Source organism: Pseudomonas sp. FG86 (assembly GCF_057808775.1).
In genome coordinates, this window is record NZ_JBMDIS010000026.1 from 1 (window position 1) to 13,361 (window position 13,361).

The 13,361-nt window shown below is 59.5% G+C and carries 14 protein-coding genes and 1 pseudogene; 7 read left to right on the forward strand and 8 right to left on the reverse strand.

The window, feature by feature from the left end; all coding sequences use genetic code 11:
- From ACODSV_RS17855 to ACODSV_RS17865, 3 genes are all read left to right on the forward strand, one after another.
- Positions 1-525 (forward strand): RHS repeat-associated core domain-containing protein (locus ACODSV_RS17855; RefSeq protein ID WP_489046013.1); only part of this gene is annotated, 525 nt, incomplete at its 5' end.
- Between the two features lies 1 nt (position 526).
- Positions 527-910, forward strand: coding sequence for a hypothetical protein (locus ACODSV_RS17860; protein ID WP_150055530.1), 384 nt, complete (start codon positions 527-529; stop codon positions 908-910).
- 352 nt (positions 911-1,262) lie between these two features.
- A complete protein-coding gene (locus ACODSV_RS17865) occupies positions 1,263-1,472 on the forward strand; it encodes a hypothetical protein (protein ID WP_317845867.1) in 210 nt (69 codons plus the stop codon).
- A gap of 178 nt (positions 1,473-1,650) precedes the next feature.
- On the opposite strand, the gene hemB is transcribed toward ACODSV_RS17865, so the two are convergent.
- The 3 genes from hemB to ACODSV_RS17880 form a co-directional block, all read right to left on the reverse strand.
- Complete coding sequence (hemB, locus tag ACODSV_RS17870) at positions 1,651-2,625, reverse strand: porphobilinogen synthase (protein ID WP_150054079.1); 975 nt, start codon at positions 2,623-2,625, stop codon at positions 1,651-1,653.
- Between the two features lie 116 nt (positions 2,626-2,741).
- Positions 2,742-3,584: a PhzF family phenazine biosynthesis protein gene (locus ACODSV_RS17875; RefSeq protein WP_150054078.1), complete on the reverse strand. Its 843-nt coding sequence runs from the start codon at positions 3,582-3,584 to the stop codon at positions 2,742-2,744.
- A gap of 3 nt (positions 3,585-3,587) precedes the next feature.
- Positions 3,588-4,286: a glutathione S-transferase N-terminal domain-containing protein gene (locus tag ACODSV_RS17880; protein ID WP_150054077.1), complete on the reverse strand. Its 699-nt coding sequence runs from the start codon at positions 4,284-4,286 to the stop codon at positions 3,588-3,590.
- A 254-nt stretch (positions 4,287-4,540) separates the two neighbouring features.
- Between ACODSV_RS17880 and ACODSV_RS17885 the strand changes: the two are divergent.
- Positions 4,541-5,244 (forward strand): annotated as a pseudogene (locus ACODSV_RS17885) (histidine phosphatase family protein).
- 103 nt (positions 5,245-5,347) lie between these two features.
- Complete coding sequence (locus ACODSV_RS17890) at positions 5,348-6,403, forward strand: permease (RefSeq protein WP_150054076.1); 1,056 nt, start codon at positions 5,348-5,350, stop codon at positions 6,401-6,403.
- Here the strand turns inward: ACODSV_RS17890 and mnmH are convergent.
- From mnmH to ACODSV_RS17910, 4 genes are all read right to left on the reverse strand, one after another.
- A complete protein-coding gene (mnmH, locus tag ACODSV_RS17895) occupies positions 6,393-7,496 on the reverse strand; it encodes a tRNA 2-selenouridine(34) synthase MnmH (RefSeq protein WP_150054075.1) in 1,104 nt (367 codons plus the stop codon). The two genes, ACODSV_RS17890 and mnmH, sit on opposite strands and share 11 nt — an antisense overlap.
- The gene (gene selD / locus ACODSV_RS17900) at positions 7,496-8,530 is read right to left on the reverse strand and encodes a selenide, water dikinase SelD (protein WP_024074484.1); all 1,035 of its coding nucleotides are present in this window, start codon (positions 8,528-8,530) and stop codon (positions 7,496-7,498) included. The genes mnmH and selD overlap by 1 nt, the downstream gene beginning before the upstream one ends.
- Before the next feature lie 94 nt (positions 8,531-8,624).
- Positions 8,625-9,374, reverse strand: coding sequence for a TerC family protein (locus ACODSV_RS17905; RefSeq protein WP_069075652.1), 750 nt, complete (start codon positions 9,372-9,374; stop codon positions 8,625-8,627).
- Between the two features lie 29 nt (positions 9,375-9,403).
- Complete coding sequence (locus ACODSV_RS17910) at positions 9,404-9,655, reverse strand: hypothetical protein (protein WP_102625629.1); 252 nt, start codon at positions 9,653-9,655, stop codon at positions 9,404-9,406.
- 134 nt (positions 9,656-9,789) lie between these two features.
- On the opposite strand from ACODSV_RS17910, the gene nhaR reads away from it, so the two are divergent.
- Positions 9,790-10,692: a transcriptional activator NhaR gene (gene nhaR / locus ACODSV_RS17915; RefSeq protein WP_024074481.1), complete on the forward strand. Its 903-nt coding sequence runs from the start codon at positions 9,790-9,792 to the stop codon at positions 10,690-10,692.
- 4 nt (positions 10,693-10,696) lie between these two features.
- On the opposite strand, the gene ACODSV_RS17920 is transcribed toward nhaR, so the two are convergent.
- Entirely contained in the window at positions 10,697-11,854 is a 1,158-nt protein-coding gene (locus ACODSV_RS17920; RefSeq protein ID WP_150054074.1) for an MFS transporter, read from the reverse strand.
- A 239-nt stretch (positions 11,855-12,093) separates the two neighbouring features.
- Here ACODSV_RS17920 and sstT point away from each other — a divergent pair, with 239 nt between their 5' ends.
- Positions 12,094-13,314, forward strand: coding sequence for a serine/threonine transporter SstT (gene sstT / locus ACODSV_RS17925; RefSeq protein WP_150054073.1), 1,221 nt, complete (start codon positions 12,094-12,096; stop codon positions 13,312-13,314).
- The last annotated feature ends 47 nt before the right edge of the window (positions 13,315-13,361 follow it).

The window sequence follows — 13,361 nt, forward strand, 5'->3', positions numbered from 1 at the left end:
GATGTTGGTCGTTACCTGACACCGGATCCGGTGAAGTTGGCGGGTGGGATCAATGGGTACCAGTATGTGCCCAATCCTACGGGGTGGGTGGATCCGCTAGGTTTGAGTACTTGTCCAGACGGAGATAAATGCAAGCCGAGCACCAGTGTTGAAGATCCAACAGCAAAAACACACGTTAATGAAGGCAGTCCACTCAGCCCCACAAGTTCAAACTCTCCACCTACACTGGGCTACCATAATGAAACCTTTGCCAATAAACCTGTAAAGCCGGAAGAAACCATTCAGAAATGGGATGAATTTCTGGGACCTGGCCCTCACACAAACACCAACCCACGAACTGGGAAGCCCGACCGCGACAGAATTGTTTCCAGCGACGCAAAAAGGAGTATTCGTTACGGGGCTCATGAAATGAACAGCAAGCCAAGCAAGCATCACTACCATGAGGAGACATGGACGTTCGAGATGAAAACCAACACCATGAACGTCGACAATACTGTTGTACGCGTTCCCCTGAAGAAGAAGTGAAATGAAGATAAAAGTAACTGATGTTTTTTCTGAAAAAGGCACTTTGAGAGTAAAATTCAACTCACCCTTTGGAAATGCCACGGCTTTATGGGGCGGAATCACGTTAAAAATTGGTGAAACTCTGGATGTAGAATTAGAACTGGATGAAATATTTTCATGGGGACAAAACATTATGTCCTCATCCGGCACAACACCAGAGATCACATCTGTAAACGGGGCTCATAAAATTATCGGCGAGCTTATCCAAGATGCAGACCAAAGTTGCGCAATACTAAAAATCGGCGAATCAATAACGCTGATTGAACTTGACAAACCAATCACCCAAAAGTCCAGATTTGTTGAAGTTATAGCAACTAACATTCTTCTTCACCCAACAAATGCCTGAGCATAAAATCGCCTACCCTATAGCCGCTCATTACGTGTACAAAACACGCCAACCACCGGATATATTTTACTTATGGGAACAAATAGGACTGCCAGAAAGGACTCAGAAAGGGGACACCCATTAGCCGGTCTCAAGTGAGCAGACAATGCTGAAGTGTCCATTCATGAATACTCCTTACACTCCTGATATCTCTCATATATTGGGAACTTTATTGATATACGACCTTGAGGAGACAGCTGGCAAATAACTATGGAAGTACAACCCCAACAATGAAAAAGACAGAGAGACAATTATAATTTCTTTTGTTTTGAAGAACCTTATGTATCTGTCATACAGACATCGCTTCGCATTGATGTCTACACTCAAGGATGCCCTAGACAAACCTGACTTTGAATTTTCAAAAGAATTCGAAAGTGATTACGACGAACACATAACTATGGCTTGGGACGAAACGGAAATCGCCGACCCTAGAGGCTTCTTCGCCGATATCTACCGGCTAGCCAATGAGGTATGGAAAGACGACCTGCAAAAAGCCAGCCTCGAAGACCAGTCAACGTGGTAACACCACCACTTTCCCTGACAGCCCAAAACGCTGTGGCGAGCGAGCTTGCTCGCGTTGGGCCGCGAAGCGGCCCCAGTCAGGGCGATGCGGTGTTTCAGGCAGTTCAGCGGTGTCGGTTTTAGGGCTGCTACGCAGCCCAACGCGAGCAAGCTCGCTCGCCACAGGGTTTGCACTGTTCTCAGATACCGGCCAACGCCAAGTCCATCGCGAAGTAGGTGAAGATCAAATCCGCACCCGCGCGTTTGATCGAGCCGAGGGTTTCACGCACCACCCGATCCTCATCAATCGCCCCCGCCTGGGCACCGAACTTGATCATCGCGTATTCGCCGCTGACCTGATACGCCGCCACCGGCAGGCGCGAGGCTTCGCGGATGTCGCGGATGATGTCGAGGTAGGCACCGGCCGGTTTGACCATCAGCGCGTCCGCGCCTTCCTGTTCGTCGAGCAGCGATTCGCGCACGGCTTCGCGGCGGTTCATGGGGTTCATCTGGTAGCTCTTGCGGTCGCCCTTGAGCGCGCTGCCACCGGCTTCGCGGAACGGGCCGTAGAGGGCCGAGGCGAATTTGGTGGAGTAGGCCATGATCGGGATATGGGTGAACCCGGCGTCATCCAGGGCGCGGCGAATCGCCTGGACCTGGCCGTCCATCGCCGCCGACGGTGCAATCACATCGGCTCCGGCGCGGGCGGCGGCAACGGCTTGCTTGCCCAGGTTGACCAGGGTCGCGTCGTTGTCGACGTGGGCACCGTGCATTACGCCGCAGTGGCCGTGGTCGGTGTATTCACAGAAGCAGGTGTCGGACATCACGATCATTTCCGGCACGGCGTCCTTGATGATCGAGGACATGCGCGAGACCAGCCCGCGTTCCTTCCAGGTGTCACTGCCACTGGCGTCCAGGTGGTGGGACACGCCAAAGGTCATCACCGACTTGATCCCGGCACGGGCATAGCGCTCGACCTCATGGGCCAGCTTCTTCTCGGGAATGCGCAACACCCCCGGCATGCTGGTGATCGGCACGAAGTCGTCGATTTCTTCTTCGACGAAAATCGGCAGCACCAGGTCGTTGAGGGTGAACTCGGTTTCCTGGAACAAACCGCGCAGCTCCGGGGAGCGGCGCAGGCGACGTGGGCGGGCTTGGGGAAACTGGCTGGTCATGGCTTTCCTGACTGAAGACTGAAAACTTTGGGGCGAAAGCTTATGCCCCTTGACCCCGGCAGCACAAATGCCCAGGGGCCAACAGTGTATTGCCAGGCCCGTAATAATTCATTGATCTAGAGCTGTAGACGCCCCTCGATGCACACCGCAACTGCGCCGCCGACCCAGATTTCATCGCCCTGGCGCTCGATGTGAATGCGCCCCGCACGCCCCATGGCCGTGCCCTGACTGACCACATAACGCGCTGGCGCCAGCCCCTCGCTCAGTAACCATTGCGCAATGCCAGCATTCAAGCTGCCGGTGGCCGGGTCTTCCTGGGCGCCATCGCCTGCGACAAAGGCACGCACTTCAAATTGCGCATCCACGTCGTCGTGGGCAGGGTTGCAAGGGGCGATGACACCCACGGCCAAACCGAGCAGTTGCGAATAGTCTGGCTGCAAGCCCAGCACTTGATTGCGATCGGCCAACATTATCGCCAGCCAATCGGCCCCGTTATCAACCCATTGGCTGCGCACAATCGCTTGCGGCTCCAGGCCCAAGGCCAGGCGCACGCGCTCGACCAACGGCGCTTCCACCGGGCCGTCGCGCAATAACGGCGGCGCAATAAACGCCAGTTCATCCCCTTGGCGGCGGACACGCACCAGGCCGATTTCACATTCCTGGATGATCTCCTCGCCCTTGGGGATACCTCCGGCCTGGAGCCACGCATGGCAACTGCCCAATGTGGGGTGCCCGGCGAATGGCAGCTCCTTCAAGGTAGTGAAAATTCGTACGCGGTAGTCGGCCCGTGGATTACGGGGTGTCAGCAAAAACGTGGTTTCACTGAGATTGGTCCATCGGGCAAAGTCGGCCATTTGCTGGTCGCTGAGGCTATCGGCGCCCAGCACCACTGCCAGAGGATTACCTTTGAGCGACTCGCGGCTAAATACGTCCAGTTGTTTGAAATCGAAAGTCGGCATGCTTCAGCTCGGAATACTCAGACCACGGATCACGGCTGGCCGGGCAACAAAACCGTCCAGCGCGCGCAGTACATTGGGGAAGTCGGCAATGCCGACCAGATCGCCCGCTTCATAGAAACCGATCAGGTTGCGAATCCACGGAAAAGTGGCGATGTCGGCGATGCTGTAGTCGTCGCCCATGATCCAGGTGCGCCCCAGCAAGCGTTTCTCCAGCACTGCCAACAAGCGACGGGACTCGGCGACGTAGCGGTCGCGCGGGCGTTTGTCTTCGTAGGCCTTACCGGCGAATTTGTTGAAGAACCCCACCTGGCCGAACATCGGACCGATGCCGGCCATCTGAAACATCAGCCACTGAAAGGTTTCGTAGCGGGTGGCCGGGTCTTCTGAGAGCAGTTGGCTGGTCTTTTCCGCCAGGTAAATCAAGATCGCGCCGGACTCGAACAGCGCCAACGGCTGGCCGCTGGGACCATTGGGGTCGATGATCGCGGGAATCTTGTTGTTGGGGTTCAGGGACATGAACTCGGGCGACAGCTGGTCCTGGGTGTCGAAACTGACCTTGTGCGCTTCGTAGGGCAGGCCCAGCTCTTCGAGCATGATCGAGACCTTGACTCCGTTAGGCGTGGGCAGCGAGTACAGCTGCAGGCGCTCAGGGTGCTGGGCGGGCCATTTGCTGTTGATCGGGAAGGCAGCAAGCGAATTCATCGGGAAACCCCAAGGCAGAAAGTCACCATGATAGCCACCCGCCTGCCGTCTTGCATAAGTCATCATTGCGCAACATTGGCGAGCTAATGTCCCGCACGGGCGAACCAAAGTGCCCAAGCGCACTCCTACAATGCGCCCGAACGGTAAATGGAGGCACCTGCTGTATTGACAGGGAACACACCGCAGGACGCTATCGGCGTGACTGGGGCCGGGCTTGTCCGCCTTAACCTGACGCACGAAGACTCGAACCTACAATGAAGATCAAGCCTCTGCGCCATGTACAACGACTGAAACGCTATGCATACGGCATGCTGCCGCTGCTGCTGGTCAGAGCGCCGCCATGGTCGCCGCCCTGGACGCTCGCGAAAGCCGCGCCCAACCGGTGGATGGCGTGCAAACCCTGGTTTTCCTGCGCCACGGCGAAAAACCCGCCGGCGGCCTGGGCCAGCTCAATTGCCAAGGCCTGAACCGTGCGATGAACCTGGCCACCGTATTGCCGGAAAAATTCGGCAAGGCTAACTTCGTGTTTGCTGCCAACCCCACGCGCAATATCGAAGAAGGCGAGAAAGATAACTCGTACAGCTACATTCGCCCCCTGATGACCATCAGCCCCAGCGCGATCAAGCTCGGCCTGCCGGTGAACATCAAGTTTTCGGCGAATGACACCAGCGCCCTCGCCGACGAACTGGTGGAAGACAAGTACCACAACGCCATCATCTACACTGCCTGGTCCCACGGTTACCTGCCGGAGTTGATCAACAAGGTGGCCAGTGAAGCGGTGGGCGAAAAGCACACCATCACCAATGACTGGTCCGGCAGCGACTACGACACGCTGTATGTGCTGACGCTGACCTGGCACAACGGCAAGGCCTCGTTGCTGAGCCGTAACTACAAGCAGGGGCTGAATAACGGCGAAGAAACTTGCCCGCAAGCGACCCAGGCCAGTGCCGATCTCTGACGCGCACCGTTTCGGCTTGAGCTTTGCGCACGCCGGCGCGCGGGTATGATCGAGGGCAGGGGCGTATGATGCTGCGCTCTTGACTCTCCTGCGGAACCTTTCCATGCCCAACCTCACCTCCACCCAGCCCAACCGAGGCTGGTCGTTCTGGTGGAAACCAGCGTTATTCCTGCTGGTGGCCTGCGTGGGCCTCTACTACGTGAAGTGGTCGCCTTATTACCTCAAGGCATTTGTGGCCGCTGATAACCACAGCATCGGTGCCTCGATTCTCAATGACCAGCAAAGCTCGCCGCTGGCGGCGGCGCTGGCCTATGCCCAGGTGTATTTCCTGGCGATCTGGAAAGCCGCTGTGTTGGCGGTGATCCTTGGTTCCTTGCTGCAAGTCCTGATCCCCCGCGATTGGCTGTTGCGCCTGTTCGGCCGCGCCGGGCTGGGTTCGACCTTGCGCGGCGGGCTGTTCGCCTTGCCGGGGATGATGTGCAGTTGCTGCGCGGCACCGGTTGCGGCGGGCATGCGCCGCCAGCGGGTGTCGGTGGGCGCCGCGCTGGCATTCTGGATCGCCAACCCGGTGCTGAACCCGGCCACGCTGGTGTTCATGGGGTTTGTGCTGGGCTGGGGGTTTACCGCGTTACGGCTGGTGGCCGGCGTGGTGCTGGTGGTGGGTGTGTCCCTGGTGGCGCAACGGATTGCACGCCCCGAACAGGTCCCGGACGCGGCACTGGACGCGATGGACGCGGTCAGCACCGTCGAATCACAGCCGTTCCTGGTCCGTTGGTTACGTACGCTGTGGCAGCTGTTCTGGAGCACTATCCCGGTGTACATCCTGGCCGTACTGGTATTGGGCGCGGCGCGGGTCTGGCTGTTTCCCCATGTGGATGGCGCCATGACCAACAGCCTGGTGTGGCTGGTACCGCTGGCAATTGTCGGCACCCTGTTCGTGATCCCGACCGCCGCGGAAATTCCTATCGTACAAACCATGATGACCCTGGGCATGGGCACCGGCCCCGCCGTGGCCTTGCTGATGACCTTGCCCAGCGTGAGCCTGCCGTCGCTGTTGATGCTGCGCAAGGATTTCGATGCGCGGGTGCTGGTGACGGTGGCCGGGTTGACCATGCTGGTGGGCGTGGTGTGCGGCTTGATCGGCGCAGCTATCCTTTAATCAGGGCGCGCTCGCGCAGATACGCCGTGACAGCGCCCTGCTCTCCTGCAAATTCGATGCGTGCGCCTTTGCTTTCACGCTGGAAGGCGTACATCGGATCGTAGTACTCGCGCAGCAAACCTTCGATCCACAGCCGATGCAAATCGACGATGCCGGTGCACGCCTGTTCCGCCAGGGCCTCCTGCAGAATCACCTGCAATCGCTGGAAGCGCTCGCCCCCCAGGCGCTTGTAGATATTGGCCAGGCCCTGGGTCAAGCGCTCGGCAAACAGCGCCTGGCCCTGCTCGCCAAACACCTCGATAAATTCCGCGCTCAGATCGACGACGTAATCGTTGAGGATTCGCTCGACGCGCCCTTCGATACTGTCCTCCAACCACACCATCGGAAAGGACTGCATGCCTTTGTGCAAGGGCAACGGCAGTGCGCAACTGCCGATCATGCGGCTTTCATCCTCGACGACGAACTGCTCGATGCCCGCCGCGCGCTTTTTCAGCAGGTCTACCGCCAGACGGTTTTCAAAGTCGATATTGGACGGCTGCGCCGTGGCCCGCTTGCCGAAGCTGGAACCCCGGTGGTTGGCGTGGCCTTCCAGGTCCAAGGCATTGCGCAACTGGCCCAGGACCTCGGTTTTGCCCGCGCCGGTCATGCCCCCCAGCAGCACGAAATCACACTCGGCGGTGGCGCGCTCGACGGTGTCGAGCAGAAAGGAGCGCATCGCTTTGTAGCCGCCGCCGACACGGGGGTACTCAATACCGGCCTCGGTTTTCAACCATTGCTGCACAATCTGCGAGCGCAGCCCGCCACGAAAGCAGTACAGGTAACCGTCGGGATGGGCCTGGGCAAATCGTGCCCACTGTTCGATGCGTTCGGCCTTGATCGCCCCCGACACCAGTTCATGACCCAGCACGATTGCCGCCTGCTGGCCCTGTTGCTTGTAGCAGGTGCCGACGCGCTGGCGCTCGTCGTCGGTCATCAACGGCAGGTTGATCACCCCGGGAAACGCGCCTTTGCTGAATTCGATCGGCGCGCGGGTATCCATCATGGGTCGGTCGTTGAGGAAGATATCGCGGTAATCGGTGATGTCAGTGGCCATCAAGACACCTCTACCGCGTTGGTCTGTCGCTCCACCAACTGGCCAATCGGCTCAAGAGCCAGGCCCAGTTCAGCCGCGACCGCGTGAAACTCGGCATCACCGTCGGGGCTGACAGCGATCAGCAGGCCACCGCTGGTTTGGGGGTCGCACAGCACGCGCTTGTGCAGTTCCTGCAGGCGCCCGAGCTTGCTGGCGTAGCTGTCGAAGTTGCGCAAGGTGCCGCCAGGGACGCAGCCTTGGTCAAGGTAGTACTCCACGCCAGGCAGGCGTGGGACCTTTTCGTACTCGATGCGCGCAGTCAGGCCACTGCCGTCAGCCATTTCCACCAGATGCCCCAGCAGGCCGAAACCGGTGACATCGGTCATCGCGGTCACGCCGGCCAACTTGCCGAAGCGACTGCCAGGCTTGTTGAGGGTGCACATCCAGTCACGGGCCAGGCCGATATCCGCCTCACGCAATTTGCCCTTCTTTTCGGCAGTGGTGAGGATACCGATGCCCAGAGGCTTGGTCAGGTACAGCTGGCACCCGGCGGTGGCCGTGTCGTTGCGCTTCATATGGCGCTTTTGCACGATGCCGGTCACGGCCAGGCCGAAGATCGGCTCCGGCGCATCGATGGAGTGCCCACCCGCCAACGGAATGCCGGCTTCGTCACACACCGAGCGCCCGCCTCGGATGACTTCGCGGGCGATCTCCGGGGCCAGCACGTTGACCGGCCAGCCGAGAATGGCGATGGCCATCAGCGGGTCGCCGCCCATGGCGTAGATATCGCTGATGGCATTCGTGGCGGCAATGCGACCGAAATCGAAGGGATCATCGACAATCGGCATGAAAAAATCCGTGGTGGAGACGACTCCACGCTCATCATCGATGGCATACACCGCCGCATCATCGCGCGAGGCGTTGCCCACCCACAGCTTGGGGTCAAGGTTCTGTGCTCCGCTGCCGGCCAGGATCACTTCCAGCACCTGGGGGGAAATCTTGCAGCCGCAACCCGCACCGTGGCTGTACTGGGTAAGTCGAATCGGCTCGTTCATGGTGGACCTCAAGCTATCAAGTGGGCCGATTCTAGCAGACAGCAAAAGGCCGGCTGGGCTCGGATGAGCGCAGCCGGCCTGTTTGTTCCAGCCGTTACTGACGGGCAGCGAGCAAACGCTTGTGCCGGTTACGCCGCGCGATGTTCAAGCATTCGATTGCCGCCGAGAACGCCATCGCCGCATATACATAGCCTTTTGGCACATGGGCACCGAAACCTTCGGCGATCAGCGTCATGCCGATCATGATCAGGAAGCCCAGGGCCAGCATCACCACAGTCGGGTTGTCGTTGATGAACTTGGCCAGCGGTTCAGCCGCCACCAGCATCACGATGACCGATGTCACCACGGCAATGATCATGATCGGCAAGTGCTCGGTCATGCCTACGGCAGTGATGATGCTGTCGATGGAAAATACCAGGTCAAGCAACAGGATCTGCCCGATGGCGGCGGCAAAACCGATGGCCACGACATTGCTGGTGCTGGCCTTCTCTTCCGGCTCCGGGTCCATGCTGTGATGGATTTCGGTCGTCGCCTTCCATACCAGGAACAGGCCGCCGGCGATCAGAATCATGTCTTTCCACGAAAACGCCTGGCCGAATATCTCGAACACCGGGGCAGTCAACTGCACGATGAACGCGATGGTACTCAGCAGGCCCAGGCGCAGCACCAGCGCCATGCTGATGCCGATGCGACGAGCCTTGGCCCGGTGCTTCTCCGGCAATTTGTTGGTGAGGATCGAGATAAAGATCAGGTTATCGATGCCCAGCACGATTTCCATGACGATCAAGGTGGCCAGGGCGACCCAGGCGGTGGGGCTGGCGGCCAGTTGTAAAAGGTAATCCATAGGTCAGTCCTGACGTTGTTCGGGGGGAGTTAAGCTTCTTTACTGTCCGATTGCGGCGCGTTTTCTGGCTGGTCATCCTTTTTTTCCGGGCTGATCAGGCCCTGGGTCGCTTCGCTCAAGGCCTGTTCGGCGGCCTTGTGGGTTTCATCGATGACTTGTTTGGCTTGCTCGGTGGCCTTGCCCATCACTTGCTGCGCGCTTTTTTCGACTTGATCACAACCGCTGACCACCACCAATGAAAGCGCAAGCAGCGATGCAGCGCACAGGGAGTTGAGTTTCATGATGTCTTCCTCGTTAGAACCATTGGGTCCAAATAGTGGCCCCGCGATAGCGAGGCATTCTATGCAGGCGAACAGTTCAGGAAAATTCGTATTTTTCTCGCGTATACTTCGATTTTTACGAAGTGTAGGGCGCCATGCTCAATTACCGACAACTGCATTACTTTTGGGTGGTAGCCAAGACCGGCAGCATCGTGCGCGCCTGCGAGCAACTGAACCTCACGCCGCAGACCATCAGCGGGCAGATCAGCCTGCTGGAACAAACCTTTGGTGTCGCATTGTTTCAACGGGTAGGCCGCCAGTTGGAGCTGACCGAAGCGGGTCGCCAGGCGCTGCCCTATGCCGAGCAGATGTTCCAGACCGGCAATGAACTGGAAGCGATGCTGCGCGCGCAACCCAATGAACAGCAGATTGTGTTCCGGGTCGGGGTAGCGGATGTGGTGCCCAAGTCCATCGTTTACCGGTTGATTGCACCGACCATGGAGTTGAGCGAACCGATCCGCATCACCTGCCGTGAAGACAAACTCGAACGTTTATTGGCCGACCTGGCGATCCAGCGCCTGGACCTGGTCATTTCCGATAGCCCTATGCCAACACACTTGGACATCAAGGGTTACAGCCAGAAACTGGGGGAATGTGGCATCAGTTTCTTCGCCACCCAGGCACTGGCTGACCGGCATGGCGGCGATTTCCCACAATGCTTGCATGGCGCGCCGCTCTTGATTCCGGGGGCGGAGACGGTGGTGCGCAGCCGCTTGCAGCGCTGGTTTGCCGAGCAGAAGATCCAGCCAAAGATCATCGGCGAGTTCGACGACAGCGCGTTGATGCAGGCATTCGGCCAATCCGGCAGCGGTATCTTTATCGCCCCCAGCGTGATCGCCGATGAGGTCGTGCGCCAGTACGGCGTGGCGCTGATCGGCCAGACTGATGCGGTGAGCGAGTCGTTCTACGCGATCTCGGTGGAGCGCAAGGTCAAGCACCCCGGCATCGTGGCGATTACCGAGGGTGCGCGGCGAGAATTGTTCACCGCCCTGCCCTGACAGCTCAGGCGTTGGAGGCAGCGGGTTGCTTGGCCGTCATCAGCCACAGCGCCAGCAGGATCGACACCAGGATAAACCCGGAGGCGGCAAAGCCCAGGCTGCCCAGGCCCAAGGTGTCGATGACATGCCCACCGACCATGGCCCCCAGGCCGATACCCAGGTTGGCCCCGGCGATATTCAGCGACGCGGCAAACGCCGGCGCATGGGGCGCGGCCTTCATCAGGCGGACATGGCTGACCAGGAACATCGCCGCCTGGGTCACGCCCCACACCGCCATCGCCGCCGCCAGCCCGATTGTCGAATGAATGGCGGGCACCACGGCCAGCATGCCAGCGATCATAAACCCGCAAAACACCATGGAGGCGATCAACGGGTGACGATCCACCGCGCGCCCGCCGAGGGAGTTGCCGATCAGGCCGACCGCGCCGAACCCCATCAGGCACCAGCCCACCAGCGTACCGTCGAACCCGGCCAGGCGCTCGAGGATGTCCGCCAGATAGGTGTAGGCGGTGAACATGCCGCTGAACACCAGGATCGACAGCAGGATATGCCCCTGCATCAGCGGGCTGCGCAGGATCTTGAACTGTGAGCGCAAGGTGACCTGCTCGTTCTTGGCGTTCGTGACGGGCAGGTAGATGTACAGCAGCAAGGCCTTGGCCAGCGCGATGGCCGCAAGCAGGGCAAACGCCGTACGCCAGCCGAACATATCGGAAATCAGCGTGCCGACCGGGATGCCAAACACCGTGGCGCAGACAATCCCGAAGCCGATCTTCTCAATGGCGCGCCCGGCGAATTCGGGGCCGACGATATCCACCGCGGTTTCACTGGCCAGGGCCCAGAACACCGGCAACCCCAAGGCCGGGATCAAGCGGGCCAGGGACATGACCCAGATATTCGGCGCCAGCGCGGCCACGCTATTGGCCACGGCGAACATGACCAGGATCGTGATGAACAGGCGTTTGCGCTGGAATCGGGCGAAGTAGGCCGTGAGAAACGGGCCGAACGCCGCCACGGTGAACGCGAACAGGGTCACCAGCAACCCTGCCTGGGACACGCTGACATTCAGGTCGCGGGCAATCGACGGCAGCAGGCCGACGATGATGAATTCCGTGGTCAGCACGGTAAAGCCGGCGGCCGACAGCAGCAGGATCGGAAACAGCATGAAAACTCCAGAAACGACGACATCAACGACTGCCCTGGGGGCTCGCTGACGGAGAGGAAAGATGAGAGGCCGGAATCTTAACAGAACATGTCCGGACTTGGCTAAGACCGGCGCCCGGCCGGTGACGCATTGCCGCATTGGCCGGGACAGTTCGTGCAGCATGCTAGACTTCGCGACCTGTTTCCTACAGCCCTTTCCGCCCGCCCTGCTGCACCCATTAAAAAAACAGAGACAACTTTATGACTGCTGCCCCTTCCCTCTTTCAACGACTTGCGCGTGTCAGCCTGGTCACGCAAATCGTCATCGGCTTGATCGCCGGTATCCTGCTGGCCCTGCTGTTGCCCGAAGCCGCCAAGGCCACCGGGTTTATCGGCAAAGTGTTTGTCACTGCGCTCAAGGCCGTCGCGCCGATCCTGGTGTTTGTGCTGGTCATGGCGTCGATCGCCAACCATAAACACGGCCAGGAAACCCACATCAAGCCGATCCTGTTCCTGTACCTGCTGGGCACCTTTGCCGCGGCAGTCGTTGCGGTGATCGCCAGCACCCTGTTTCCCTCGTTCCTCGTACTGGCCACCCATGACGCCATGGTGAGCGCCCCCGGCGGCATCGGCGAGGTGCTGCAAAGCCTGCTGCTCAGCGTGGTGGATAACCCGATCAGTGCCCTGATGAATGCCAACTTCATCGGCATCCTGGCCTGGGCCATCGGCATGGGGATCGCGATTCGCCATGCCGGCGAAACCACCCGCACCGTACTCGACGACCTGTCCAACGGCGTCACCTTGATTGTGCGCGTGGTGATCCGCTTTGCGCCGCTGGGTATCTTCGGCCTGGTGGCCTCGACCTTGGCCACTTCCGGTTTCAGCGCCCTGCTCGGCTATGCGCACCTGTTGGTGGTGTTGATCGGCTGCATGCTGTTCGTGGCCTTGGTGATCAACCCGGCCATCGTGTTCTGGAAGCTGCGCCGCAACCCGTACCCACTGGTGCTGATGTGCCTGCGCGAAAGTGGCATCACCGCCTTCTTCACGCGCAGCTCGGCGGCGAATATTCCGGTAAACCTGGCGTTGAGCAAACGCCTGGGCCTGCATGAAGACACCTACTCGGTGTCGATCCCCCTGGGCGCCACCATCAATATGGCCGGCGCCGCGATCACCATCACCGTATTGACCCTGGCTGCCGTGCACACCCTCGGGATTGCCGTCGACCTGCCCACCGCCGTACTGCTCAGCGTCGTCGCGGCAGTCTGTGCCTGCGGAGCCTCGGGGGTGGCCGGTGGTTCACTGCTGCTGATTCCCCTGGCATGCAGCCTGTTCGGCATTCCCAGCGAAATTGCCATGCAGGTGGTGGCGGTCGGTTTCATCATCGGTGTGTTGCAGGATTCGGCGGAGACTGCACTTAACTCGTCCACGGATGTGTTGTTTACCGCGGCCGCGTGCCTGGGCAAGGAAGAACTGCCTGCTTGAACTCCAGGCGTAAAAAAGCCCGGGGCCGTTCATTGAAGAACGCCCCC